Consider the following 24,780-nt stretch of genomic DNA (forward strand, 5'->3'; position numbering starts at 1 on the left):
CACCCATGGCCACGCTTGAAATCAACGACCTGCATGTCACCGTCGAAGCCGACAACGCCACCAAGGAGATCCTCAGGGGCGTCGACCTGACCGTGAAGCAGGGCGAGACCCACGCGATCATGGGTCCCAACGGCTCCGGCAAGTCCACGCTCGCGTACTCGCTGGCCGGTCACCCCAAGTACACCGTCACCGGCGGCACCGTCACCCTCGACGGTGAGGACGTGCTGGCGATGACCGTCGACGAGCGCGCCAGGGCCGGCCTCTTCCTCGCCATGCAGTACCCGGTCGAGGTGCCCGGCGTCTCCGTCTCCAACTTCCTGCGCACCTCCGCCACCGCCATCCGCGGCGAGGCCCCCAAGCTGCGCACCTGGGTGAAGGAGGTCAGGGAGGCCATGGAGCGGCTCAGCATGGACCCGGCCTTCGCCGAGCGCAACGTCAACGAGGGCTTCTCCGGCGGTGAGAAGAAGCGCCACGAGATCCTGCAGCTCGAACTGCTCAAGCCGCACATCGCGATCCTCGACGAGACCGACTCCGGCCTCGACGTCGACGCGCTGCGCGTGGTCTCCGAGGGCGTCAACCGGGTCCGCGAGGGCGGCGACGTCGGCACCCTGCTGATCACCCACTACACGCGCATCCTGCGGTACATCAAGCCCGACTTCGTCCACGTCTTCGCGGCGGGCCGGATCGCCGAGTCCGGTGGTGCGGAACTGGCCGACAAGCTGGAGGAAGAGGGCTACGAGTCCTACGTGAAGGGCGGCGCTTCAGCGTGACCACTGACGGCCGGGTGCTCCCGGGCCTCCTCGACACCGAGGCGATCCGCAAGGACTTCCCCGTCCTGGACCGGCTGGTCCACGACGGGCGGAAGCTGGTGTACCTGGACAACGCGGCGACCTCGCAGAAGCCGCGCCAGGTGCTCGACACGCTCAACTCCTACTACGAGCGGTCCAACGCCAACGTGCACCGCGGTGTGCACGTGCTCGCCGAGGAGGCCACGGCGCTGTACGAAGGCGCCCGCGACAAGGTGGCCGCCTTCATCAACGCGCCCAGCCGCGACGAGGTGATCTTCACCAAGAACGCGTCGGAGTCGCTGAACCTGGTGGCGAACATGCTCGGCTGGGCCGACGAGCCCTACCGGGTGGACCGCGAGACCGAGATCGTCATCACGGAGATGGAGCACCACTCCAACATCGTGCCGTGGCAGCTGCTCTCGCAGCGCACCGGCGCGACGCTGAAGTGGTTCGGCCTGACCGACGACGGCCGGCTCGACCTGTCCGACATCGAGCAGGTCATCACTGAGAAGACGAAGATCGTCTCCTTCGTGCTGGTCTCCAACATCCTGGGCACCGTCAACCCGGTCGAGGCCATCGTGCGCCGCGCCCAGGACGTCGGCGCCCTGGTGCTCATCGACGCCTCCCAGGCCGCCCCGCACATGGTGCTCGACGTGCAGGCGCTCGGCGCCGACTTCGTGGCCTTCACCGGCCACAAGATGGTCGGCCCGACCGGCATCGGGGTGCTGTGGGGCCGCCAGGAGCTGCTGGAGGACCTGCCGCCCTTCCTCGGCGGCGGCGAGATGATCGAGACCGTCTCGATGCACTCCTCCACCTACGCGCCCGCCCCGCACAAGTTCGAGGCGGGCACCCCGCCGATCGCCCAGGCCATCGGGCTCGGCGCGGCCGTGGACTACCTGTCCGCGATCGGCATGGACAAGATCGCCGCTCATGAGCACGCGCTCACCGAGTACGCGCTCGATCGGCTGCTGCAGGTCCCCGACCTGCGGATCATCGGTCCGACGACGGCCCAGGACCGGGCCGCCGCGATCTCCTTCGTGCTGGGCGACATCCACCCGCACGACGTCGGCCAGGTGCTCGACGAGCAGGGCATCGCGGTCCGGGTCGGCCACCACTGCGCCAGGCCGGTCTGCCTGCGGTACGGAATTCCCGCGACCACCCGGGCGTCGTTCTATCTGTACTCCACCCCGGCCGAGGTCGACGCCCTCGTCGAGGGCCTGGAGCAGGTCAGGAACTTCTTCGGGTGATGATGGTGGTGCTGCTGTGAAGCTCGACTCGATGTACCAGGACGTGATCCTGGACCATTACAAGCACCCGCACGGGCGCGGCCTGCGGGACGGCCAGGCCGAGGTGCACCACGTCAACCCCACCTGCGGTGACGAGATCACCCTGCGGGTGCGGCTGGACGGCACCGTGATCGCCGACGTGTCGTACGAGGGCCAGGGCTGCTCGATCAGCCAGGCCAGCGCCTCGGTCCTCAACGACCTGCTGGTCGGCAAGGACATCGCGCAGGCGCAGCAGATCCAGGAGACCTTCCTGGAACTGATGCAGTCCCGCGGGCGGATCGAGCCCGACGAGGAGATGGAGGAGGTGCTGGAGGACGCCGTCGTGTTCGCCGGCGTCTCGAAGTACCCGGCGCGGGTCAAGTGCGCGCTGCTGAGCTGGATGGCCTGGAAGGACGCCACCGCGAAGGCGCTGTCCAGCACCACACCCGAGGAGACCGCATGACTGACAGCACCGAGGTCGCGCTCAAGCCGGCCTCCGAGGAGGAGATCCGCGAGGCCCTCTACGACGTCGTCGACCCCGAGCTGGGCATCGACGTCGTCAACCTCGGCCTGATCTACGGCATCCACGTGGACGACACCAACGTCGCCACCCTCGACATGACCCTCACCTCGGCCGCGTGCCCGCTCACCGACGTGATCGAGGAGCAGGCGCAGACCGCGACCGAGGGCATCGTCAGCGCGCTGAAGATCAACTGGGTCTGGATGCCGCCGTGGGGTCCCGAGAAGATCACCGACGACGGCCGCGAGCAGCTGCGCGCGCTCGGCTTCAACGTCTGACGCGCCACGTCTGACGCGTCATGTACGACGGCACTTTGTAGTAAGCCCTTTCACAGGTCGCGCCCAGTGCGTTGACGTGGGCCTCGGTAGTTGCGAAAGTTGTCGCAACTACCGAGGGAGGGCGGCCGCATGGCTGCGGAGACAAGCGCCGGCGCACACGCGCGGGACGAGATGCTGGCGTACGCCACCGAGCTGGCCGACGCCCTGCCGCCGTACGCCAGTACGGGCGGCGCCCGCATCCGCCTCGGCGTCAACATCGCGCACCACGACGACACCGCCGCCGACCTGGAGGGCTACGCCCGCCCGCTGTGGGGCCTGGCCCCGCTCGCGGCCGGCGGCGGCGACTTCGCGCACTGGGACGTGTGGGCGCGCGGCCTGGCGGCGGGCACCGACCCCGCGCACCCGGAGTACTGGGGCGCCCCCGAGCACATCGACCAGCGCACCGTCGAGTCCGCCGCGCTCGGCTTCGCCCTGGCCCTGGCACCCGGCAAGCTCTGGGACCCGCTCAGCGGCGCGGAGAAGGACCGCGCGGGCGCCTGGCTGGCCCGCTTCCTCGGCGCCGCCACCCCGGACAACAACTGGAACTTCTTCCCCGTCATGGTCTCCCTCGGCCTGGACAGGGTCGGATACCCCCACGACCGCGACGCCCGGCACGCCCGCCTGGACCGGCTGGAGACCTACGCACTGGCCGACGGCTGGTACGCCGACGGCCCCACCGCGCAGCGCGACTACTACATCCCGTGGGCCATGCACTTCTACGGCCTGATCTACGCCGCCCTCGTCGGCGACGAGGACCAGGCCCGCACTGCCCGCTTCCGGCAGCGGGCCGGCGAGTTCGCGCTCGGCTTCCGCCACTGGTTCGCCGACGACGGCTCCGCGGTGCCGTACGGGCGCAGCCTCACCTACCGCTTCGCCCAGGGCTCCTTCTGGGGCGCGCTGGCCTACGCCGACGTCGACGCGCTGCCCGCCGGCGAGGTCAAGGGGCTGCTGATGCGGCACCTGCGCTGGTGGCGCGACCGGTCCGCCGCGACCTCGCCCGGCGGGCTGCTGAGCATCGGCTACGGCTACCCGCAGCCCGCCGTCGCCGAGCAGTACAACGGCCCCGCCTCGCCGTACTGGGCGATGAAGGCCTTCCTGCCGCTCGCGCTGCCCGCGCGGCACCCCTTCTGGGCCGCGCAGGAGCAGCCGCTGCCCGACGGCCTGCCCGACACCCTCGTCCAGCCGCCCGCGGGCGCCGTGCTGCTGCGCTCCGGCGGCGACGTCACCCTGCTCAGCGGGCGCCAGCACAACACCTGGGCGCGGGGCGGGTCGGCCAAGTACGCGAAGTTCGCCTACTCCACCCGCTTCGGCTTCAGCCTGCCCGCCGGTGAACTCGGCCTCGTGCACGGGGCGTACGACTCGGTGCTCGCCGTCAGCGACGACGAGGGCGACGAGCCGGTGCACTTCCGGGTGCGCGAGACCTGCGAGGACCCGGCCGCTGGCGAGGCCGAGGGGACCGGGGACGACGGGACGGTCCGCAGCACCTGGCGGCCCTGGCCCGACGTCGAGATCACCACCTGGCTGACCGCCGCCGCGCCCTGGCACCTGCGCACCCACCGCATCCGCACCGGCCGCGCGCTGCACACCGCGGAGGGCGGCTTCGCCGTGGACCGCGACGGCGGCACGACCGCCCGGGAGGAGGCCGCGGGACGGGCCATGGCCACCGGCGCGGCCGGCGACCTCAGCGGGCTGATCGACCTCGACCCGGACTCCGCGCGGGACGGCCGGGTCGTCGAGGTGCTGCCCGGCACCAACGTGCTGGCCCGCCGCACCGCCCTGCCCACCCTGCTGACCCACCTCCCCGCGGGCGAGCACTGGCTGCGCTGCGCCGTCCTCGGCGCCGGCCCCGACGGCGCCGCCGCCTGGCAGGACACCCCGCCGGAGCCGCGCCACTGACCGCGCGGCGGCGGCGACCGGCGGACCCGGCGGGCCGGGTGCACGGAAGGTGCGGCGACGGGTTAGCGTCATCCGTATGAATGACTCCCGTGCCTCCGGCGCCATCGGCGTCGGACTTGCGACCGTCGCCGACGACGGCACCGTGCTCGACACCTGGTACCCCGCCCCGCAGCTCACCGCGGAGCCGGGACCCGCGGGCACCGCGCGGCTGACCGCGGAGGAGGCCGCGCAGGTCCTGGGAAGCGCGGCCCCGGCCGCGCTGGGTCCCGACCCGCGCCGCGGCGTCGAGGTGGTCGCCGTCAGGACCACGATCGCGTCCACCGACGACAAGCCCCTCGACGCGCACGACGCGTACCTGCGGCTGCACCTGCTCAGCCACCGCCTGGTCCGCCCCAACGAGGTGAACCTGGAAGGCCTGTTCGGCGTCCTGGCGAACGTCGCCTGGACCTCGCTGGGCCCCGTCCCGGTGCCCGGCCTGGCCGCCGCCCGCCTCGCCGCCCGCGCCGAGGGCCTGCACCTGGCCGTCTACGGCGTCGACAAGTTCCCCCGGATGACCGACTACGTCGCACCGTCCGGCGTGCGCATCGCCGACGCCGACCGCGTACGGCTCGGCGCGCACCTCGCCGAGGGCACCACCGTGATGCACGAGGGCTTCTGCAACTTCAACGCCGGCACCCTGGGCACCTCCATGATCGAGGGCCGCATCTCGCAGGGCGTGGTGATCGGCGACGGCTCCGACGTCGGCGGCGGCGCCTCCATCATGGGCACGCTGTCCGGCGGCGGTAAGCAGACCGTCTCGGTCGGCGAACGCTGCCTGCTCGGCGCGGAGTCGGGCCTGGGCATCTCGCTCGGCGACGACTGCGTCGTCGAGGCCGGCCTCTACGTCACCGCCGGCACCCGGGTGACGCTGCCCGACGGCGAGATCGTCAAGGCGGTCGAGCTGTCCGGCGCGGACAACCTGCTCTTCCGCCGCAACTCCACCACCGGCAAGGTGGAGGTCCTGCAGCGCACCGGCTCGTGGGGCGGCCTCAACGCGGTGCTGCACAGCCACAACTGACAGGCCGCGCGCCCCGGTTGCGGTCCTCCCGGCTCAGCTGTACAGCTGATCCAGGCCGTAGCCGGGGCCGTAGTACGCCTCCAGCTCCGCCAGATCCTCGCCCTTGCGGTCCTGCCCGTGCGCGATCCGCGCGCGGGACGGCGCCGCGTCCGGCGCCCACTCCTCCGGCTTCCACAGCGCGCTGCGCAGGAACGCCTTCGAGCAGTGGTAGAAGACCTCGTCGATGTCCACCAGCACCGCCAGCGGCGGGCGGTGGCCCTGCACGCTCATCCGGTCGAAGAAGTCGGCGTCCCGCAGCAGCCGTGCCCGGCCGTTGATCCGCAGCGTGTCGCCGCGGCCCGGGACGAGGAAGATCAGCCCGACGTGCGGGTTGGACAGGATGTTGCGGAAGCCGTCGGCCCGGCGGTTGCCCGGGCGCTCCGGCACCGCGATCGTCCGCTCGTCCAGCACGAGCGTGAAGCCCGCGGGGTCGCCCTTCGGCGAGACGTCGCACGAACCGTCCGCCGCCGAGGTCGCCATGAGCAGGAACGGCGCGGCCGCGAGCCACGCCCGGTCCAGCGCGTCCAGCTCCCGCCGCACCTTCCCCGCGTTCCGCGCGGTCGGCTCCCCGAGCACCTCCCGCAACTCGGCTTCCCCGCTGATCTCTTCCATCGGTCCCCCTGGGAGTGCTGAGATCCCTCACCCTAGCTCTGCGCCTATGGCGGCGGGCTATACAGGGTTGCTGGGGGTACCCCCGGGCGGAGCTTTGGGGGCGGAACGGCGCGCTCGGCCCGTCACCCGGGCGGAGCTCTGGTGGGGGTAACCCCGTTCGGTCCGCTCCGGGCCGCCGGCCGGGGGTTCAGCGCGCGCGTCCGCGGAGGGAGGAGAGGACGAGGCGGCCGTAGCGGGTGGTGAGGGCCGCGGCGGTCGCGGCGAGGGAGGCGGTGAGGGCCAGCACCAGGTCCCGGGGGCGGGAGTCGCCGAGCACCTGGAGGATGGACAGCGCGGTGCCGAGCGGCAGCCCGAGCACCGTGAGCACGCCGAGCGCGCCGGCGATCTGCTGGCTCTCCTGCGTCTGCACGAGCCTCGCGTAGTCCGCGGCCTCCGCGAGGATCTGCTCGAAGCGCTCGGGCAGCCGGTGCTTCTGCTGGAAGTCCATGAGCAGGCCGTTGGCGGGGCCGTGGGCGCTGAGGTGCTGGCGCCAGTACGTACTGCGGAACAGCGCGATGCGCTGTTCGAGCGCGGCGACCCGGCGCGCGAGGCCGGGACCCTCGAAGACGCCGGACAGGTCGTCGGTCAGCTCGTCGATGTGGTTGCGCTGGACGGTGCCGAGCAGCAGCGCGTCCAGGTACACCGTACGGGCGTTGTACGCCGCCCGGTCGTAGAAGTCGCCGGCGCCGGTGTCGGCCCGGTGGCCGAGGAAGGCGGCGCCCTGGCGGAGTACGAGCGCGCTCCAGTCCGCGGATATCCGCCGGACCTGGGCGCGTATCCCCGGCACGGACTCCGGCGCGGCCGGCAGGTCGACCGGCGCGGAGCGCGACGCCAGCGACCGCAGGAAGTCGTCCGCCTCCGCCGGGACTTCCCCGGTCCCCGCGTCGCGCAGCGCGAGCGCGCCGAAGCCGGGACCCGGGGCGAGGAACACCACGGTGTACGGCCGCGACAGCGCGAACGGCGCCGCCGGCGCGGCGGTGTCGGCGACCGCGCCGAGCAGCGCGGCGGGCGCCATCGCTCCCGCGAGCGGGTCGGGCTGCCCGGCCTGCCGCCGGTGGCTGATCGCCCGCAGCATCGGCAGCATCGGGGTGCCGGCGGCGACGGTGAAGTGCAGGACCGCCAGGGCCTGCTGGGCGGCCCTGGCGGTGGGGGTACGGAGCAGCTCCATGCCGTCGAGCCGCAGCGGACCCTCCGCCTGCGACGTCCACCGGTGCCAGCGGCGGTCGTACAGCGCGCGGGCGGCCGCGGGCGTGAACAGGCCGCGCCTGCCGTCCGCGTCCCCGGCCTGCGCGCCGACCGTGAACGGCAGCGGGCCCGCCGGCCACGGCGGGTCTTCCTCGAGTGCCACCGGCAGCACCACTGCGAAGTGCTGCCGTGTGCCTTGCGCGGCACCTTGCGCCTCGGACGCTGCCCGCCGTCCGGCTTCCCCCACCCCGCTCACCCCCTCACCCTCCCGCGCGCCCCCGCGCCCCCGCAATCCCATCGGCCGGCGGGGGTTGCCCTCTTCCGCGGAGGGTGAGCACGGTTCAGGGGCGCCCGGGGTACCCCCATGCGAAGCTCTGGGGGCGGAACCGCGCGGCCGGCCCCCCACCGGCGCGCGGGTCGTCACCGGCGCAAGGGGGCCGGTGCTGTCGCGGCCGGGCCACCGGCGGGGGCCGACTCCTCGGGCAGTGGGGGAGCAGGTTGGGGGGGAGTGGCGGCCCGGAGGGCCTACGCTGAGTGCGCGGGGCGGCGCGGTCCGCCGTCGTAGCCGAGCCCGAACGCCGAATGGGAGCTGTCCCGATGTCCGCAAGTCCCCTCGTCCTGCCGCCCGTACGGCTGCTCCCCCCGGGCGAACTGGCGCAACTGGCGCTGGCCGTGCCGCTGCTCGACCGCGCGCTGCGGCTGGCCCGGTGGGCGGCGCCGGAGCGCGTGGTGGACGCGATGGGGGAGCTGCTGGACGCCGACCTGGTGGCCGCGGCCGAGGCGCTGGGGCTGGCGGGCGGCGAGGAGGACGGCGAGGACGGGCTCGGCGAGACCGCCCAGGCGTGGGGTGTGGCCGTGGACACAGGCCTGGTCGAGCTGGAGATCGAGGAGGAGGCCGAGGAGTCCACCCCGCCGGGTGAGGCGGCCGGCCGCGCGGTTCCCGGCGAGGCGTACGAGCGGGTGACCGCGGGCGAGCCGCAGGACGTGCTGGACGTGTGGCTCGCTGCGGCCGAGGTCGCACTCGCCGAGGCGGCCGCGCCGGACATCGAGCAGCTGCGGGACGTCATGGACGACGGCGAGATGCCGCTCGCCGACGAGCAGGAGTGGGACCCGGAGGAGGAAGCCGAGTTCCTCGACACCGCGCTGGCCAACCTCTACACCCTGATGGCCCTGGACGACGGCACCGAGACCGACCAGGGCGCGGTGCCGCTCCCCGTGCTGGCCGCCTCGCTGGTGGTGCCGGACGAGATGGAGCAGCCGAGCGACGAGGTGCTCGAAGACGTCACCGAGGCCATGATGCGGCTGGACGACCACTTCCGGCTGCTCGCCCCCTCCGGGCTGCTGGAGTACCGGCCGGTGGACGAGGCGCTGATCGAGGAGGACGAGGACCAGGGGCCGGCCGGCCCCGGCGACGAGCTGGACCCGGAGGAGTTCTCCCGGTACGGGCTGGTGCGGCTCACCCCGCTCGGCGTGCACGGCCTGCGTGAACTGCTCATGGACGCGGGCGCGTCGGCCCCGCTGGTCGGCGACCTCGCGGGCGCCACCGGCACCGAGCTGCTGGACGCGCTGGCCCACTACCCCGACCACGCGGCGCGCGCGGAGGCCGAGTTGTGGCTCGTCGACCGCAAGCCTGCGGACGCGGCACGCGAGTTGCTCGCGGCGGCGCGCGGGGACGACGAGGGTGCCCCGGCCCGGCGGCTGATGTGCCAGCAGACCCTGACCCTGGTGGGCGCCGAGGCAGAACCGGCGCTGCGCGAGGTGCTGGACGACCGGCAGCTCGGCGGCCTCGCCCGGGTGTGGCTCACCGAGAGCGGCGCGTCCGACGTGCCGACGCCCGACGCCGACATGATCTTCTGGCTGACGATCGACACGCTGGCCGCCCAGCTGGCCGCGGACGACGACCCGGAGCTGCTCTCCGACCTGGTCCGCGACCTGGTCGCCCGGCACGACGGCTTCTTCGACGCCGCCTGGCGGGTGGAGCACCCGGCGACCGCCGACGTCCTGGAGGCGATGGGCCGGCTGCACCCGGACCGCAGGGCCGCCAAGGACGCCCGCAAGGCCGCCTTCAAGGCCCGCTCCCGCGACGGGTCCTGACCCGCGGCGGCGCGGCAGGGGTGCCCGGCCCCTGCCGTCCCACCAGCAACGGAACTTGAATCGCCCTTTGCGAATTCTTGGGCCGACTATGGAGCTGCCCCGCGCCGTACCCGCGCCGTTCACCGGCCGTTGGCCGGCGGCCGGGAGCGTGGCCGCCGCGCGTACCCGACGTCGCGACATAAGGGAGCCACCGTGCCGCTCAGCCGCAGAGACTTCGTCCACCGTTCGGCCGTCACCGGCGCGGGCATCGCCCTCGCCGGTGCCGTCGACGTCCTGGCCACCGCACCCGGCGCCCTCGCCGCGGGCGGCCCCGCGGGCCACGGTGACCACCACGACCCCGGCCACCAGCCCGAGTTGGGCTACGGGCCGCTGATCGCCGACCCGGCGGGCCTGCTCGCGCTGCCGGCCGGCTTCGCGTACCGGGTCGTCACCCGTACCGGCACGACGACGCTGGAGACCGGCGAGACCACCCCGTCCAACCACGACGGCACCGCCGCCTTCGCGGGCGCGCGCGGTGCGACGCTGCTGGTCAACAACCACGAGATCGGCGGCCCGCTGACCGCCGCCGCGCACCCCGTGCCGCACGTCGCCGGCCTGGTCTACGACCCCGCCGCGGCCGGCGGCTGCACCGTCGTCGAGGTGCCGAAGCACTGGCGAGGTGACGAGGACGGCCGCGGCAAGGGCCACGCGGAGCCGGTCACCGAGTGGGTCGGCATCGCCGGTACCGCCACCAACTGCGCGGGTGGCGCGACCCCCTGGGGCACCTGGCTGACCTGCGAGGAGACCGAGGACAGGGCCGGCTCCAACGGCATGACCAAGGACCACGGCTACGTCTTCGAGGTCGACCCGCACGACCGGCACGCCAACCGCGACCCCAAGCCGGTCAAGGCGCTGGGCCGCTACGCGCACGAGGCCGTCGTCGTCGACCCCAAGCGCGGCCACCTCTACCTCACCGAGGACGCGGCGGGCCCCAACGGCCTGCTCTACCGCTGGACCCCGCCGCACGGCTTCCACCACGGCCGCGGCCAGCTCGGCACGCTCGGCGACACCGACGGCGTGCTGCAGGCCTTCCGCTGCTTCGACTCCGGCGGCCGCCTCGTGGACGACCTGTCGCGCGCGACGAAGATCGGCACCCGCTACGGCGTCGACTGGGTCGACGTACCCGACCGGGACGCGAAGACCACGTCGGTGCGCAAGCAGTTCAAGGACGGCGAGGTCACCAGGGCGCGCAAGCTGGAGGGCATGTGGTGGGCGGACGGCGGCACGTACGTCGTCTCGTCCTTCGCCCGCGCCGAGAGCCCGGTGCAGCACGACGGCGCCGTGTGGTTCTACGACCCGACCCGCCGCACCCTGACCCTGAAGGTGCTGCTCGGCGTCAACACCACGCCGGAGCAGGACGGTCCGTTCGACGGCCCCGACAACATCACCGTCTCGCCGTACGGCGGCCTGATCATCGCCGAGGACGGCGTCGGCGTGCAGCACCTGTTCGGGGCGCTGGACGACGGCCGCACCTACCCGCTGGCGCGCAACGAGCTGAACATCGGTACCGAGGAGGAGCCGGAGTACAGCGAGTTCACCGGTGTGACCTTCTCGCCCGACGGCGACACGCTCTTCGCCAACATCCAGACGCCGGGCATCATGGTCGCCGTCACCGGCCCCTGGCGCCGGCAGAGCGCCCACCGCTGAGCATGCGTGCGGCGGCCGCGCCCCCGGCGGAAGGTTCGGGGGGCGCGGCCGCCGCATCGTTTCAGCAGCCGTTCAGGATCGAGCTGAGCGCCGACGTCTCCGCACTGTCCACGGTGAGCCCGCAGTAGTGCTTGACCTGCACCCAGGCGCGGGCGTGGGTGGACTGGTACGACGCGCGGGGCAGCCATTCGGCCGGATCGTCGTCGCCTTGCCCGACATGAGGGACCGGCCAGTGCGGACGTGGCACTGGCCGGTGACGCCCGGCGCCGGCGTCACCCGGCCGCGGTCCGTCGTTCTCAGCCGATGCCGGTGACCTGCAGTGCGGTGGTCCAGTTGTTCTTGATGGCGCTGCGGGCGGCGGACAGGGTGATGGTGCCGTTGCAGACCGCGTTCTTCAGCTTGGTCTCGGTGCCGTCCTTGGTGTAGGCGGTCTTGGTCCCGGAGTACGGCTCCGGCCAGAGGTTGCCCGGATCCCGGGGGGACCCGCCGAGCTCCAGGGGCACGAGGTGGTCTTCCTCGTAGGACGACATGCTGGTGTCGGCGTAGCCGTAGTCGATGATGCCCTGAGCCTTGAGCGGGTTGGTGTACGTCGTGGGCGGGCGCACGGTGGCGGTCCAGCCGGACACACAGATGGTGCTGTGGATGGTGGACTGCGTGACGGCGGAGTAGTAAACGCCAGGCGTGCAACTGGAGTCGGGCAGCGGCAGGTACGCGTGGGAGCAGGTGCTGGCGTGGGCGGTGCCGGCGCTGACGCCGACGATGAGACCGCTGACGGCGAGCGCGAGAACGGAGCCGCCGACGGCGGATATTCGGGTGATGGAGCGCATAGGGGTCTCCCGGGAGGGTCGACCCGGCGGGGGTCACCGGAGTCGTGTCCATGACACCCCATCGCGCGCTACGCGGGTAGATGGCAGACAGTGAATTCGTGGTAATCGAACGGTTTCTGACGTGTCAACACACTGTTCGAACCCATGCGGGCCGCGTACTGCCCTCTCGTAATGGGGCGGGCGGACCTGCGGGCGGTGGACGCGGCGATGGGGGTGGGCAGCGCGGCCTGTGCGGTGCCGCTGCCGGCCGGCCCGGCGGTGTCATCGAGCGGGCGGGCATGCGAACGGCCCGGCTCCGCAAGGGAGTCGGGCCGTCGTGCGATGGCCTCAGAGGGCCGCGGCCCCCGGCTTGACCAGGGACTTGGCGGTGCGGGCGTCCACGAAGCTGCCCAGCGCCGTCATCTCCCACTCGCCGGAGAACTGCTTGATCAGCTTCGCCATGAGCACACCTGTGCGAGCCTCGCCGCCGGTGAGGTCGAAGCGCACCAACTCCTCGCCGGAGGCGGCGTCCAGCAGCCGGCAGTACGCCTTCGCCACCTTGTTGAACTTCTGCCCCGAGTAGGAGTTGACGGTGAACAGCAGCCCGGTGGCCTCCGGCGGCAGCCCGCCGAGGTGGACGGTGATCGACTCGTCGTCGCCCGAACCGTCGCCGGTGAGGTTGTCGCCGGAGTGCTGGATCGCGCCGTTCAGCACCGAGAGCCGGCCGAAGTAGCAGGTCTCGATGTGGTTGCGCTGCGGACCGTAGACGATCACCGACGCGTCGAGGTCGATGTCCCGGCCGCCGAAGGCCGGCTCCCAGCCCAGGCCCATACGGACCGAGGACAGCAGCGGCTTGCCGCCCTTGACCAGCGACACCGTCTCGTTCTTGCGCAGGCTGACCCGGCCCTTGTCCAGGTTGATCCGGCCGGGCGCGGCCGGCGGGGCGGCGGGGGCGGGCGGCGCCGAGGGCGGCGGGGGCGGCAGATGCGAGGCGGCGGGGCCGGCCGGCGGGGCGGCCTGCGCCACGGGGGCGGGCGCCGCCGGGGCCGCGGCGGGCTCGTCGACATTCACCCCGAAGTCGGTGGCGATGCCCGCGAGCCCGTTGGCGTAGCCCTGCCCGACCGCGCGGACCTTCCAGGCGCCGCCCCTGCGGTACACCTCGACGACGACCAGCGCGGTCTCCGGGCCGAGCCCGGCCGGCGCGAAGGTGGCGATCACCGAGCCGTCGTCGGCGTTGCGCACGGTGGCCGTCGGCGTCGTCCCGGCGAAGGCGCCGCCGCCGTCGAGACTCGCCGTCACCACGATCTTCTCGATGCCGGCGGGCACCGCGACGGTGTCCACCGTGATGGCGTCCGGGCCGGAACCGCCGCCCGAGCGGTGGCTCACCCCCGGGCCGCCCTGCGGCTGGTTGTAGAAGACGAAGTCGTCGTCGGAGCGCACCTTGCCGTCGGCGGTGAGGAGCAGGCCCGAGACGTCGAGCCGCACCGGGGCGGCCACGTCGACGGCCACGCGGGGAACGGACAACGGCACATTCGAGCCAGGCGTCATTGCGGTCATGTCCGGCTAACGACCGACTCCGCTTTGCGGTTCCATTACCCGACCGCTCCCGCCCCCGGCACGGCCCGCACCTCAAGGCCGTCCGTCGACGCCGCGGGCAGCGCGAACGCCGAGGCGACCTCCGGCGGGAGCGGGCGCAGGCCGAGCAGGCCGTGGACCGCGGCGGCGGTCAGCGCGTGCCACAGCCCCGCGTGCCGCAGCATCGCGTGGTCCCCGCCGGCCACCACGAAGCGGCACACCTGCGCGCCCGCCGCCCGCGCGCGTACCGCCGTCAGCAGTGACTCGCGCGGCGGCGTGATCCGGTCGCCGGTCGCGTGCACGAAGACCAGCCGGCCGCCGGCCAGCTGGTCGACCGGGTCCTGCGGCGGGCACCACGCGGCCAGGGCGACCACGCCCACCACGCCGGGCTCCCCCGCGACACGCAGCGCGGCCCGCGCGCCCATCGAGTGCCCCACCAGGACGGTGGGCAGCCCGCCCGTGCGGTGCCGCAGTTCGGCCAGGGCCTCGGCGGCGTCCCGGGCGGGGTCGGCGCGGTCGCCGTTCCACCCGCGGTGGCGGTACCGCGCCTCCGCGAGGACCAGGCCGCCCGCCCTGCTGATCGCCCGGCCGAACGGCCGCATGCGCCTGGCCGGCGGGTTCAGCAGCGAAGGCCGCCGCATCCCCTTCTCGGTGCCGCCGTGCAGCACCAGCACGGCACCCTCGGCGCCGGGCGCCGCCTCCCGCATCACGATCCGGTGATCCACACCCGTACGGTGTCACACCCCCGCCGCACCCGCAGCGATCAGTGCGGCCACAGCGGCGGGGCGGTGCAGAAGGCGCCGCCCAGGTTGGCGTGGGCGGGGTCGTCGGGGTCGAGGTCGCCCTGGGCGGCGAGGACGGCGGGGGCGAAGGACTCGGAGTCGTCCTGGGGGTCGTAGCCCAGGGCGCGGGCGGGGTCGAGGTCCCACCACAGCCGCGTGTTCGCCGAGCTGCCGTAGACCACGGTGTGTCCCGCGACCTCGGCGGTGAGGGCCGCGTGCAGGAGCCGGGCGCCGTCGGCCGGGCTCATCCACACCGACAGCATCCGGACCGTCGTGGGCTCGGGGAAGCAGGACCCGATCCGGATCGACACCGTGTCGATGCCGTGCAGGTCGGCGTACAGCTGCGCCAGGTCCTCGCCGAAGCACTTGGACAGCCCGTAGAAGGTGTCGGGCCTGCGGGGCGTGTCGATCGGGATGAGCGGGTCGTCGCCCTGCGGGCGGGGGGTGAAGCCGACCGCGTGGTTGCTGGACGCGAAGACGACCCGCCGCACCCCTTCCTCGCGGGCCGCCTCGTAGAGGTTGTAGGTGCCCTCGATGTTGGCCCGCAGGATCTTGTCGAAGGTGGACTCCAGCGAGATGCCGGCCAGGTGGACGATCGCGTCCACCCCCCGTACGGCCTCCCGCAGCGCGTCGCGGTCGGCCAGGTCCGCGGTGATCGCCCCGGGCTCGCCCTCGATCGGCAGCATGTCCAGCAGCCGCAGCTCGTAGCCGTAGGACGGCAGCAGCCCGCGCATCATGGTGCCGAGACCGCCGGCGGCGCCGGTGAGCAGGATGGTGCGGGGAGTGGGCATCGGGAAGTCTCCTCGGTCTCACCGGCCCCAGGGGGCCACTGGCATGGCGTGCGCGGGCGGCCGCCGCCCGCCGCGGCGGACCGGCGGGGGCCGGGCGGGCACCGGGGCGAGTATATCCGTGGCCGAGGTTCAGGTATATGGACGAGCGCCACCCTTTGTGTCCACGTCCGGCCACCGCTCGTCGGCTTGACCCGTCTGCGGGTGCTCGCCTAGCGTGTCAGCGTTCATGAATATAGACGTGAATCATATGCGCGCACGGACCGGACCTTCAGGGGGAACCCGATGACCTCACCCTCACTAGCCGAGCGGCTCGACGGCCTGCTGTTCTTCCCCGTGACGGCCTTCGGCCCGGACGGCGGTCTCGACCTCGACGCCTTCCGCGCCCACGTGCGCGCGGGGGTGGACGCCGGCGCGGCGGCCGTCTTCGCCTGCTGCGGCACCGGCGAGTTCCACGCCCTGACACCCGAGGAGTTCGGCGGGTGCGTGGCCGCGGCGGTCGAGGAGACCGCGGGCCGGGTGCCGGTCGTCGCGGGCGCCGGCTACGGCACCGCCCTCGCCGTCGAGTACGCAGGGATCGCCGAACGGGCCGGCGCCGACGGGCTGCTGGCGATGCCGCCGTACCTGGTGGTCCCCGACCAGGAGGGCCTGCTGCGGCACTACACCGCGCTCGCGGCCGGCACCGGGCTCGACGTCATCGTCTACCAGCGCGACAACGCCGTCTTCACGCCCGCCACCGTCGTCGAACTCGCCAAGGTGCGCAACATCATCGGCCTCAAGGACGGTTACGGCGACCTGGACCTGATGCAGCGCATCATCAGCGCGGTCCGCACCGAGCTGCCCGGCGACGGCTTCCTCTACTTCAACGGCCTGCCCACCGCCGAGATGACCGGGCTCGCCTACCGCGGACTGGGCGTCACCCTCTACTCCTCGGCCGTCTTCGCCTTCTCGCCGGAGATCGCCCTCGCCTTCCACCGGGCGCTGACCACCGGTGACGACGCGCTTGTCGACCGGCTCGTCGACGGCTTCTACCGCCCGCTGGTCGACCTGCGCAACCAGGGCCGCGGTTACGCCGTCTCGCTGGTGAAGGCCGCGGTGCGGCTGCGCGGACTGGACGTCGGCGAGGTCAGGCCGCCGCTTTCCGAGCCGTCGCCCGCGCACATCAAGGAACTGGCCGAACTCATCGAGCGCGGGCACGCGTTGCTGGGAGAGCGCTGACATGCGGGCCTCCGCCTTCGTCTACCCCTGGGACGTCATCGGCGACCCGGCCGCCGCCGGCCGTGTCGCCGCCCTCGGCGTGCAGCAGGTCACGCTGGCCGCCGCCTACCACTCCACCCGGGCGCTCACCCCGCGCCACCCCAGGCACCGGGTGGTCACCGCCGAGTACGCCGCCGTGCTCTACCCGCCGGACGAGAAGCGCTGGCAGGGACGGGAGTTGCGGCCGCATCCGGCCGGGCCGTGGGCCGTGGCCGACGACCCCTGGGACACCGCGGCGGCCGCGCTGCGCGCCGCCGGGCTCGACGTGCACACCTGGGTGGTCCTCGCCCACAACTCCCGGCTGGGCGCCGAGCACCCGGACACCAATGTCGTCAACGCCTACGGCGACCGCTACCCGTGGGCGCCCTGCATCGCCCAGCCGGCCGTCCGCGAGTACCTCCTGGACCTCGCCGCCGAGGCCGCCGCGCGACCCGGCGCGGCCGGCACCGAGCTGGAGTCGCTCGGCTGGTACGGGCTGGGCCACTTGCACGCGCACGACAAGATCGGCGGGGTGCCGCTCGGCGACGCCGCCCACTACCTGATGTCGCTGTGCTTCTGCCCGCACTGCAGGGACGGCTACGCCGGGCTCGGCGCCGACCCCGAGGAGCTGGCCGCCGCGGTCCGCACCGCGATGGCGCCGGTGTGGGCGGACGGCGGCAGCGACGCGGCGGGGCCTGCCGGCATCGAGCGGCTGCTCGGCGCCCGCTTCGCCGCCCTGACGCTGGACTGGCGTCTGCGGACGGCCGGTTCGCTCCAGGAGCAGGCCGTCGCGGGCGTCCGCGCGGCCGCGGGACCCGGCTTCCAGGTGCTGATGCACGCCGACCCGGCGGCGTACCGCTGCGGGGCCAACGCCGGTGTGCAGGCCGCCGGAATCCTCGCCCACGTCGACGGCCTGGTGCTGCCCTGCCCGGGCGGGCCGGCCGGTGCCGCGGGCCGCGAGGCGGTGCTCGCCCCGGTCGCCGCGCACGCGGCAGCCCAGACGGTGGTGGCCGCCAACTTCAACGTGGTGACCGGCATGGGCGGCAGCCCCGGCACCCTGGCCGCGGACGCCGCGCACGCCGCCGAGCTGGGCGCCACCCAACTGCGGCTCTACCACGCGGGACTTGCCGCGGACGCCGACCTGGCGGCCGTCCGCGCGGCACTGCCCACCGGTTGACCGGAGCGCGGCGATCATGGGGGTACCGCCGCGCCCCGGAGCATCACCGGTCGGTGAGGCAGGAGGGTGGTGCATTCCCAAGTCGCCGCCGGGGCATGGGAGGTTGCCGCGTCCGCGGAATTATTTCCGGGAGATTTCCCGGCGCCGACGCCTGCGGTTCAGAAACCGCCGCTGACCGTCGCGGTGGCGCCCGAGCCGTAGCCGGCGGTGACCGTGTAGCGGTCGCCGTCGGTGCCGCCCTGGCCCTGGTCGTGGTTGAACTGGCCCGAGAAGGTGTAGGAGCCCGGGCCGAGGGTCTGTCCGGCGTTGAGCGTCCAGCGGTAGACCAGGGTCTTGCCCTCGACGCTCACCTGGGCGGCGGTCCGGTCCGGTACCGACGACCACGAACCGGTGCTGGCCTCACCGTTGCTGACGGCGATGCGCAGCTCCACGGTCAGCGACGTCAGGGTCTGGGTCGTGGTCAGCTCGACGTCGCTCTGCGTCCAGTAGTCGTTGCTGCTCGCGGCGATGCCGCCGTTGGACTGCAGCGGGCCGCTGCTCGCCGGCGGCTGCGTGCCGTCGGGCGGGGCCGGCGGCACGGCCGGGGTGCCCTGCGCGTGCGTGGGCGGCGACTGGGTCGACGGCGCCGCCGGGGGCGTGCGGCCGGCCGTGCTGCGCGGGGTGGACGTGCTCCCGCGGTGCCCTGACACCGCCGTGCTGTGCCGCGGCACCGGCGCCCGCGTGTCGGCGCTGCCCGGCGTCCCGGACGCGGTGGCGGGCGGTGGCGCGGGGCTGCTCGATCCCCCCGACGTGACGACCGTGCCGGCCGGCCGGCCGTCGCCGGTCACGGCGCCCACCGCGAGCCCGCCGATGCCGATGGCGCCCGCCACCGCCGCCGTCACGGCGGTCACCCGCATCCAGGGCGCGGCCGGCGGCCGGTCGTGGCCCCTGGCGCCCGGCTCGTGCCTGCCGGAGCCGGCGCCGTCGGCGGCCATGGCGTGCTCGACCCTGGCCAGCATGCGTTCCCTGTCGGGCCGGTGGGCGTCGGCCGCGTTCCGCAGCCGCTCCGGCAGATCGGTCATCACATTCCCCGTCCCGTACGAGTACGAGCACGAGTCACAGGACCCGCCGCACCCAGCAATCGCTGTGCGCCCGGGCCGATTTCACCCGCAGCGCCGTCTGCCGCGCCGGCCGAGCCGTTCGACTGCCCGGCGCCCGGCAGGCGTTCAGGACCGGTGGAACCGCGTACGGCCGCCGATCCGGCCTCCTGCACCGTACCGGCTTCGGCCGTCCAGGGTTCGAGCAGCCTTTCCAACTCCGCGATACCGCGGGAGGTCTGGCTCTTCACCGTACCGACCGAGATGCCCAGCGCCGCCGCGGTGTCCCGCTCCGACAGGTCGAACGCGTGCCGCAGCACCACGCAGGCCCGCTTGCGGAACGGCAGCCGCTGCAGGGCCTCCCGCAGGTCGAGCACCGCGGGCAGGTCGGGTCCCTCGGTGCGCTCCGGGCTGTGCGACCAGAACAGCGCGATCCGCCGCCGCTCGCGCACCGCGCTGCGTATCCGCGAACGGGCCAGGTTGGCCACCACGCCGCGCGCGTACGCCACCGGGTGGTCCGCGTCCCGCACCCGGTCCCAGCGCCGCCACAGCGCCACCAGGGCGTCCGCGGCGAGGTCGTCCGCGGCGTCCGCCTCACCGGTCAACAGATGTGCCAGACGGGAGAGTTCGGCGTAATGCCGTTCGAAGAACGCGTGGAACGCGACGGCATCGTCGTCGACGGCAGTGCCCACGGTCACCTCTTCCTGCCCGGACCTCCCCGCCACGGCGCGGCGAGAGCGTAGCAGCGGGGAAAGCCTCTGGGCAGAGGTCGGGAATCATCTTCTTCCCCGTGGTAACCGCTGGTCGACGCGGTGTTGCCGGTGAGTGCCCGCGGCAACCGCCGGTGGCATCAGCCGCCGGCGCGCACGCAGCGCTGCACCCGGGTCACCAGCGGCAGGTCGAACCCGTCTTCCGACACCTCCGGGCGCGACCGCAGGTACGCCCTGATGCGCTCCTTGGCCTCGTCGCGCTCCGCGGGTTCGAGCACCAGCATGTGCGAGTGGGTCGCGATGGTGGCGATCAGCGAGTCGGCGGTACGCCGCAGCGTGTGCGGGAAGTCGGCGTCGCGCGCGGGGTCGAACGCCGGGTCGGGTGCGAGCCTGGTGCCCGGCCGCGTCGCCCAGCCGAGGTACGACACCTGGCTCGGGGAGACCTCGCCGAGCCCGGCGATCCACTCCACCCGGTCGTCGTCGGCGTTCGACAGCGTCGCCAGCGGCCCGCCGGGCCGCAGCACCCGGGCGATCTCGGGCAGCGCCCTGCTCTGGTCGAACCAGTGGATCGCCTGCCCGACCACGACCGCGTCCACCGAGGCGTCCGGCAGCGGTATCCGCTCGGCGGAGCCGGCCAGCGCGGTGGCCTGCGGGGCCTGGCGGCGCAGCTCGTCGAGCATCGCCGGGTCCGGCTCCACCGCGGTCACCCGGTGGCCGAGGGCGAGCAGCCCCAATGTCAGCTTGCCGGTGCCGGCGGCCAGGTCCAGGACGTGCAGGCCTGCGGCCTGCCGCCCGGTGGCCGGTGCCAGCGCCCACGCGACGGCCTCGGCCGGATAGTCGGGGCGGTGCGCGGCGTACTCGGCCGCGGCGGCCCCGAAGGAGGAGCGGCGCCTGGCGTAAAGCTCCGGGTCGTACCCGGTCCCCTGATTGCCCATGCCCCGACCCTACGTTCGGCCCCGGACGGCCTGGCGGGCGGGCGGGCACCCCTCAGAGGCGGCGGGTGGCCAGCAGGAGGCGGTCGCGGGCGTCGAAGAGGGCGTCCTTGATCATCTGCTCGTGCGCGGCCGTCAGCCGGGCGACCGGCACCGAGCAGCTCACCGCGTCGCGCGCCGGGGTCCGGTAGGGCACCGCGATGCCGAAGCAGCGCAGCCCCAGGGTGTTCTCCTCGCGGTCCACCGCGAAACCCTGCTCGCGGATGACGGCCAGCTCGGCGATCAGCTTCTCCCGGTCGGTGTGCGTGTGCTCGGTGAGCGGCTCCAGCGTCTCCGGCAGCAGCTTGCGCACCTGCTCGTCGGTGTACGTGGCGAGCAGTGCCTTGCCCAGCGACGTGGAGTGCGCGGGCAGCCGCCGGCCGACCCGGGTGAAGGGCCGCAGGTAGTGCTGCGACTGCCGGGTCGCCAGGTAGACGATGCTGGTGCCGTCCAGCCGCGCCAGGTGGATGGTCTCGCTGGTGTCGTCCGACATCCGGTCGAGCGTCGGCCGGGCCGCGGCCACGACCTCGTCGCCGTCGATGTAGGAGGTGCCGACCAGCAGGGCGCGCACCCCGATGCCGTAGCGCGTACCGGTCGCGTCGGTCTCGATCCAGCCCAGGTCGACGAGGGTGCGCAGCAGCATGTAGAGGCTCGACTTGGGGTAGCCGACGGATTCCTGCACGGATGCCAGGCTGTGCATACCGGGGCGGCCGGCGAAGAACTCCAGCAGCTCCACCGTGCGGACGGCGGACTTGACCTGGGAACCGGCTCCCTCGGCAGCACCCATTGCGCTCGACCCCTCTTGTTCGGCCGGGAGGCCCGGACGTAGGCTCCCCAAAGATTCACATCTGAAGACGTCGTTCAGTATATAGAACGACGACGGTATCCAGTACGGAAATGTGGAGGTTATTCCGGTGGCTGTACCAGTCTGGAGCGTCGACCCCCGTAGCGGAAAGCAGCGCGAGCAGGTCGCCGTCGAGGCCACGGCGGAGGAAGTCGACGCCGCTGTCCGCGCCGCCGCCGCCGCGATCCCCGCTCTCGCCGACCGCAGCGTACGCTCCCGGCTGCTGCGTGCGGCTGCCGGGGCGCTGGAGGAATCGGCCGCCGAGGTCGTCGCCACCGCCGACGCCGAGACCGCGCTCGGCGTGCCCCGGCTGACGGGGGAGCTGGCCCGTACCGCCTACCAGCTGCGCGCCTTCGCCGAGGTCGTGGACGAGGGCGCCTTCCTCGACGTGATCATCGACCACGCCGACCCCGCCGCGCAGCCCATCCCGCGGCCCGACCTGCGCCGGATGAAGATCCCGCTCGGCGTCGTGGCCGTCTACGCCGCGAGCAACTTCCCGCTGGCCTTCTCCGTCCCCGGCGGCGACACCGCCAGCGCGCTGGCCGCGGGCTGCCCGGTCGTCGTCAAGGCGCACCCGGACCACCCGGCCACCTCCGCGCTGTGCGCCGAACTGCTGCGCGGCGCCGCGGTGTCCGTCGGCCTGCCCGCCGACACGGTGGTGCTGCTGCACGGCTTCCAGGCCGGCGTCGAGCTGGTACGCCACCCGGTGGTCGCCGCCGCGGGCTTCACCGGGTCCGTCCCCGGCGGCCGCGCGCTCTACGACGCCGCCGCGGCCCGCCCCCAGCCGATCCCCTTCTACGGCGAGCTGGGCAGCCTCAACCCGGTCGTCGTCACCGGCGCGGCCGCCGCCGAGCGGGCCGAGCAGATCGGCAGCGGGCTGGCGGGGTCCTTCACGCTCGGGGCCGGGCAGTTCTGCACCAAGCCGGGCCTGGTGCTCGCGCCGGCCGGCCAGGACGGCGACCGGCTGGTGGCCGCGCTCACCGCCGCCGCGGGCGAGGCGGCGCCGGGGGTGCTGCTCGACTCCCGCATGCGGGACAACTTCCTCAAGGGCGCCGCCGCCCGCGCCGCGCTGCCCGGCGTGTCCGCGCCGGTCGCCGCCGCGGGGGAGGGCGAGACGGGGGTACGCCCCGGCTTCGTGACCGTGCCCGCCGCCGAACTGTCGGACCTGCTGCTGGAGGAGTGCTTCGGGCCGCTGACCGTGGTCGTACGGTACGGCTCCGCGCAGGAGCTGGCCGCCGTCCTGGACCGGCTGCCGGGCAACCTCACCGCGACGGCGCACCTCGGCTCCGCCGAGGCCGAGGAGGAGGGCGGGGCCGCGGCGGACCTGCTCGCGCGGCTCACCGCGGTCGCCGGCCGCGTCCTGGTCAACGGCTGGCCGACCGGGGTCGCCGTCGCGCCCGCCCAGCACCACGGCGGGCCGTACCCGGCCACGACCTCGACGTCCACCTCGGTGGGCGGCACCGCCATCGAGCGCTGGCTGCGCCCGGTCGCCTACCAGGACACCCCGCCGGCCCTGCTCCCGCCCGAGCTTCGCGAGTCCAACCCGCTGGGCGTCCCCCGCCGGGTGGACGGCACCCGCGCGTAAGCGCTCCGCAGGGCGCCCCGAGAAACCATCGGCCGGTGGTCCGGCGCGCACCGAACAGCCACTTCGGCATGCCGTCTTGGGCCGGTCGCGCAGTTCCGCCCCCAGCGCTTCGCCTGGGGGTACCCCCAGCACTCCTCGGGGGCGCGCGACCGGTCACCCACCCGGCGGTGGGCCGGGGCGGGCCGAACGGCTGCTCACGGGCGGCGACGCCTGGCGTCCCGTCGGCGGCTACGGTCCGCAGGAGCGGGGCGCAGGGCGAGAGCGGTGGCGAGGGCCGTCAGCGAGACGAGGGCCGCCGAGATCACCAGGCTGACGCGCATGCCGGTCAGGAAGTGGGACCGGTCGGCGACCAGCGAGCCGAACAGGGCCACGCTCAGGCCGCCGGCGACCTGGCGGGCCGCGTTGAGGACGCCGGCGGCCAGCCCTGCGCGCTCCGCGGGGACGGCGCCCATGGCGGCGGCCGTCAGCGGCGGGACGGCCAGCGCGCCGCCCAGGCCCAGCGGCATCATCGCGACAGCCAGCAGCGCGGCCGGGGTGCCCGTGCCGACGGGCAGCAGCAGGAGCAGTCCCGCGGCCATCAGCAGCTGACCGGCGATCATCGGCAGCCGCGGGCCGTAGCGGTTGGTGATCCGGCCCGCGACCACGTTGACCGTGGAGATCAGCACCGTCATCGGCAGGAACATCAGGCCCGCGGTGAGCGCGGACTGCCCGCGCAGCTCCTGGAAGAACAGGCCGAGGACGAAGAACATCCCGTAGAAGCCCACGCTGAGCGCCGCGCCCGCCGCGATCGAGACGGTGACGACACGGCTGCGGAACAGGCCGAGCGGCACCACCGGGTGCGGGTGCCTGGACTCGACCAGGAAGAACGCGGCGGTCGCCACGACCGCCACCCCCGCCGCGGCCCACCCGGCGCCGCCGCCCTCGACCACCGCGAAGGTCAGCGCCGCCAGCGCGACGACCGCGGTGAGCTGGCCGGGCACGTCCAGCGGCGCCCGGCGGCGTTCGGTGCGGCCGCTGCGGGACGAGAGCCACAGGGCGAGCACCGCGAAGGGCAGGTTCACCAGGAAGATGCCGCGCCAGTTCCACGCCGTGGTCAGCGCGCCGCCGGCGACCGGGCCGAGCGCGATCGCCGAGGAACCGCCCACCGCCCACAGCGAGATGGCCCTGGCCCGCCGGGCCGCGTCCGGGTAGGCCTGCCTGACCAGGGCGAGCGAGGACGGCAGGACGACCGCGGCGGCCGCGCCCTGCAGCACCCTGGCGACGATGAGCACCCCGAGCCCGGGCGCCGCGCCGCAGGCGAGCGAGGCGACCGCGAAGACCGCGACACCGCCGGTGAAGGCCCGCCCGGCGCCGATCCGGTCGGACAGCGCGCCGGTGGACAGCATCAGCGCGGCGAAGGCCAGCGTGTAGCCGTCCACCACCCACTGCAGCGCGGACAGCCCGCCGTGCAGGTCGCCGCCGATCGCGGGCAGCGCCACGTTGACCACGGAGGCGTCGAGGGTGATGAGGAAGAAGCCGAGCAGCGCGGCGGCCAGGGTGCGGCCGGCCGCCACGGGGCGCCCGGACGGTGCCCGGTCCCCGGTGGGGGAGGGGAGCAGCCCGGCGCGTGCGGTGAGTTCGGGTGGCATGCCCACCAGCGTGGCCGTGCCCGCCGCCGTACAGTAGTGGCCGCAATGCCAAACACCCGGAGGTTCTGGCCATGCCCGTGACGTCCGCCCCGGCCACCGCGGTA

22 protein-coding genes and 1 pseudogene are annotated in these 24,780 nt (G+C 74.0%); 11 read left to right on the top strand and 12 right to left on the bottom strand.

The features are described 5' to 3' along the window. Positions 1-5: 5 nt before the first annotated feature. From sufC to dapD, 6 genes are all read left to right on the top strand, one after another. The gene (sufC, locus tag NFU81_RS15405; protein ID WP_251489925.1) at positions 6-770 is read left to right on the top strand and encodes a Fe-S cluster assembly ATPase SufC; all 765 of its coding nucleotides are present in this window, start codon (positions 6-8) and stop codon (positions 768-770) included. Next, positions 767-2,035 (top strand): cysteine desulfurase, encoded by a 1,269-nt coding sequence (locus tag NFU81_RS15410; protein WP_479688505.1) that lies wholly within the window; start codon positions 767-769, stop codon positions 2,033-2,035. Before sufC ends, NFU81_RS15410 begins: the two co-directional genes overlap by 4 nt. A gap of 16 nt (positions 2,036-2,051) precedes the next feature. Continuing rightward, positions 2,052-2,516: a Fe-S cluster assembly sulfur transfer protein SufU gene (gene sufU, locus NFU81_RS15415; protein WP_251489927.1), complete on the top strand. Its 465-nt coding sequence runs from the start codon at positions 2,052-2,054 to the stop codon at positions 2,514-2,516. Then, the gene (locus NFU81_RS15420; RefSeq protein WP_033172303.1) at positions 2,513-2,851 is read left to right on the top strand and encodes a metal-sulfur cluster assembly factor; all 339 of its coding nucleotides are present in this window, start codon (positions 2,513-2,515) and stop codon (positions 2,849-2,851) included. Before sufU ends, NFU81_RS15420 begins: the two co-directional genes overlap by 4 nt. 129 nt (positions 2,852-2,980) lie before the next feature. Further along, positions 2,981-4,786 carry a DUF2264 domain-containing protein gene (locus tag NFU81_RS15425; protein ID WP_251489928.1) on the top strand — a complete coding sequence of 602 codons (1,806 nt, stop codon included), beginning with the start codon at positions 2,981-2,983 and terminating at the stop codon, positions 4,784-4,786. 76 nt (positions 4,787-4,862) lie between these two features. Continuing rightward, positions 4,863-5,843, top strand: coding sequence for a 2,3,4,5-tetrahydropyridine-2,6-dicarboxylate N-succinyltransferase (gene dapD, locus NFU81_RS15430; protein WP_251489929.1), 981 nt, complete (start codon positions 4,863-4,865; stop codon positions 5,841-5,843). 33 nt (positions 5,844-5,876) lie between these two features. Here the strand turns inward: dapD and NFU81_RS15435 are convergent, their stop codons facing one another. Further along, positions 5,877-6,494: a pyridoxamine 5'-phosphate oxidase family protein gene (locus NFU81_RS15435; protein ID WP_251489931.1), complete on the bottom strand. Its 618-nt coding sequence runs from the start codon at positions 6,492-6,494 to the stop codon at positions 5,877-5,879. A gap of 187 nt (positions 6,495-6,681) precedes the next feature. After that, positions 6,682-7,881: a hypothetical protein gene (locus NFU81_RS15440; RefSeq protein WP_251489932.1), complete on the bottom strand. Its 1,200-nt coding sequence runs from the start codon at positions 7,879-7,881 to the stop codon at positions 6,682-6,684. A gap of 434 nt (positions 7,882-8,315) precedes the next feature. Here NFU81_RS15440 and NFU81_RS15445 point away from each other — a divergent pair, with 434 nt between their 5' ends. Further along, complete coding sequence (locus tag NFU81_RS15445; protein WP_251489933.1) at positions 8,316-9,812, top strand: hypothetical protein; 1,497 nt, start codon at positions 8,316-8,318, stop codon at positions 9,810-9,812. Positions 9,813-10,004: 192 nt separating this feature from the next. Continuing rightward, positions 10,005-11,498: an alkaline phosphatase PhoX gene (locus NFU81_RS15450; protein ID WP_251489934.1), complete on the top strand. Its 1,494-nt coding sequence runs from the start codon at positions 10,005-10,007 to the stop codon at positions 11,496-11,498. A gap of 61 nt (positions 11,499-11,559) precedes the next feature. Here NFU81_RS15450 and NFU81_RS15455 read toward each other — a convergent pair whose 3' ends face one another. The 5 genes from NFU81_RS15455 to NFU81_RS15475 all read right to left on the bottom strand — a co-directional run bounded on the left by NFU81_RS15455 (position 11,560) and on the right by NFU81_RS15475 (position 15,452). Further along, entirely contained in the window at positions 11,560-11,745 is a 186-nt protein-coding gene (locus NFU81_RS15455; protein ID WP_251490095.1) for a hypothetical protein, read from the bottom strand. A 49-nt stretch (positions 11,746-11,794) separates the two neighbouring features. Then, positions 11,795-12,325 carry a hypothetical protein gene (locus NFU81_RS15460; protein WP_251489935.1) on the bottom strand — a complete coding sequence of 177 codons (531 nt, stop codon included), beginning with the start codon at positions 12,323-12,325 and terminating at the stop codon, positions 11,795-11,797. Between the two features lie 327 nt (positions 12,326-12,652). Beyond that, complete coding sequence (locus NFU81_RS15465; protein ID WP_251489936.1) at positions 12,653-13,861, bottom strand: TerD family protein; 1,209 nt, start codon at positions 13,859-13,861, stop codon at positions 12,653-12,655. A 35-nt stretch (positions 13,862-13,896) separates the two neighbouring features. Next, on the bottom strand, positions 13,897-14,604 hold the full coding sequence (locus tag NFU81_RS15470; protein WP_251489938.1) for an alpha/beta hydrolase: 708 nt from the start codon (positions 14,602-14,604) through the stop codon (positions 13,897-13,899). A gap of 38 nt (positions 14,605-14,642) precedes the next feature. After that, positions 14,643-15,452 carry an NAD-dependent epimerase/dehydratase family protein gene (locus NFU81_RS15475; RefSeq protein WP_251489940.1) on the bottom strand — a complete coding sequence of 270 codons (810 nt, stop codon included), beginning with the start codon at positions 15,450-15,452 and terminating at the stop codon, positions 14,643-14,645. 282 nt (positions 15,453-15,734) lie between these two features. On the opposite strand from NFU81_RS15475, the gene NFU81_RS15480 reads away from it, so the two are divergent. Together NFU81_RS15480 and NFU81_RS15485 are read left to right on the top strand one after the other, a co-directional pair. Next, positions 15,735-16,667: a 5-dehydro-4-deoxyglucarate dehydratase gene (locus tag NFU81_RS15480; protein WP_251489942.1), complete on the top strand. Its 933-nt coding sequence runs from the start codon at positions 15,735-15,737 to the stop codon at positions 16,665-16,667. Between the two features lies 1 nt (position 16,668). Next, on the top strand, positions 16,669-17,862 hold the full coding sequence (locus tag NFU81_RS15485; protein ID WP_251489944.1) for a hypothetical protein: 1,194 nt from the start codon (positions 16,669-16,671) through the stop codon (positions 17,860-17,862). 158 nt (positions 17,863-18,020) lie between these two features. Here the strand turns inward: NFU81_RS15485 and NFU81_RS15490 are convergent, their stop codons facing one another. The 4 genes and pseudogenes from NFU81_RS15490 to NFU81_RS15505 all read right to left on the bottom strand — a co-directional run bounded on the left by NFU81_RS15490 (position 18,021) and on the right by NFU81_RS15505 (position 21,406). Continuing rightward, positions 18,021-18,923, bottom strand: a complete 903-nt coding sequence (locus NFU81_RS15490) for a hypothetical protein (protein ID WP_251489946.1) — start codon at positions 18,921-18,923, stop codon at positions 18,021-18,023. Between the two features lie 203 nt (positions 18,924-19,126). Continuing rightward, a pseudogene (locus NFU81_RS15495) lies at positions 19,127-19,630 on the bottom strand (SigE family RNA polymerase sigma factor); the annotation flags it as partial. A 158-nt stretch (positions 19,631-19,788) separates the two neighbouring features. Then, positions 19,789-20,583 carry a class I SAM-dependent methyltransferase gene (locus NFU81_RS15500; RefSeq protein ID WP_251489947.1) on the bottom strand — a complete coding sequence of 265 codons (795 nt, stop codon included), beginning with the start codon at positions 20,581-20,583 and terminating at the stop codon, positions 19,789-19,791. A 52-nt stretch (positions 20,584-20,635) separates the two neighbouring features. Continuing rightward, complete coding sequence (locus NFU81_RS15505; protein ID WP_251489949.1) at positions 20,636-21,406, bottom strand: IclR family transcriptional regulator; 771 nt, start codon at positions 21,404-21,406, stop codon at positions 20,636-20,638. 127 nt (positions 21,407-21,533) lie between these two features. Between NFU81_RS15505 and NFU81_RS15510 the strand changes: the two genes are divergently transcribed. After that, entirely contained in the window at positions 21,534-23,048 is a 1,515-nt protein-coding gene (locus NFU81_RS15510) for an aldehyde dehydrogenase (NADP(+)) (RefSeq protein ID WP_251489950.1), read from the top strand. Between the two features lie 194 nt (positions 23,049-23,242). Here NFU81_RS15510 and NFU81_RS15515 read toward each other — a convergent pair whose 3' ends face one another. Beyond that, positions 23,243-24,676, bottom strand: a complete 1,434-nt coding sequence (locus tag NFU81_RS15515; protein WP_251489952.1) for an MFS transporter — start codon at positions 24,674-24,676, stop codon at positions 23,243-23,245. Positions 24,677-24,780: the final 104 nt, after the last annotated feature.

The sequence above is a fragment of the Actinacidiphila cocklensis genome (genome assembly GCF_907177275.1).
In the GTDB taxonomy this organism is placed as follows: domain Bacteria; phylum Actinomycetota; class Actinomycetes; order Streptomycetales; family Streptomycetaceae; genus Actinacidiphila; species Actinacidiphila cocklensis.

Coding starts and splice junctions, on each gene's coding strand:
- NFU81_RS15425 (WP_251489928.1), top strand. CDS start 2,981: ATGGCTGCGGAGACAAGCGCCGGCGCACACGCGCGGGACGAGATGCTG.
- sufC (WP_251489925.1), top strand. CDS start 6: ATGGCCACGCTTGAAATCAACGACCTGCATGTCACCGTCGAAGCCGAC.
- NFU81_RS15480 (WP_251489942.1), top strand. CDS start 15,735: ATGACCTCACCCTCACTAGCCGAGCGGCTCGACGGCCTGCTGTTCTTC.
- NFU81_RS15475 (WP_251489940.1), bottom strand. CDS start 15,452: ATGCCCACTCCCCGCACCATCCTGCTCACCGGCGCCGCCGGCGGTCTC.
- NFU81_RS15485 (WP_251489944.1), top strand. CDS start 16,669: ATGCGGGCCTCCGCCTTCGTCTACCCCTGGGACGTCATCGGCGACCCG.
- NFU81_RS15435 (WP_251489931.1), bottom strand. CDS start 6,494: ATGGAAGAGATCAGCGGGGAAGCCGAGTTGCGGGAGGTGCTCGGGGAG.
- NFU81_RS15515 (WP_251489952.1), bottom strand. CDS start 24,676: ATGCCACCCGAACTCACCGCACGCGCCGGGCTGCTCCCCTCCCCCACC.
- NFU81_RS15445 (WP_251489933.1), top strand. CDS start 8,316: ATGTCCGCAAGTCCCCTCGTCCTGCCGCCCGTACGGCTGCTCCCCCCG.
- NFU81_RS15465 (WP_251489936.1), bottom strand. CDS start 13,861: ATGACCGCAATGACGCCTGGCTCGAATGTGCCGTTGTCCGTTCCCCGC.
- NFU81_RS15505 (WP_251489949.1), bottom strand. CDS start 21,406: ATGGGTGCTGCCGAGGGAGCCGGTTCCCAGGTCAAGTCCGCCGTCCGC.
- NFU81_RS15420 (WP_033172303.1), top strand. CDS start 2,513: ATGACTGACAGCACCGAGGTCGCGCTCAAGCCGGCCTCCGAGGAGGAG.
- NFU81_RS15490 (WP_251489946.1), bottom strand. CDS start 18,923: ATGACCGATCTGCCGGAGCGGCTGCGGAACGCGGCCGACGCCCACCGG.
- dapD (WP_251489929.1), top strand. CDS start 4,863: ATGAATGACTCCCGTGCCTCCGGCGCCATCGGCGTCGGACTTGCGACC.
- NFU81_RS15500 (WP_251489947.1), bottom strand. CDS start 20,583: ATGGGCAATCAGGGGACCGGGTACGACCCGGAGCTTTACGCCAGGCGC.
- NFU81_RS15460 (WP_251489935.1), bottom strand. CDS start 12,325: ATGCGCTCCATCACCCGAATATCCGCCGTCGGCGGCTCCGTTCTCGCG.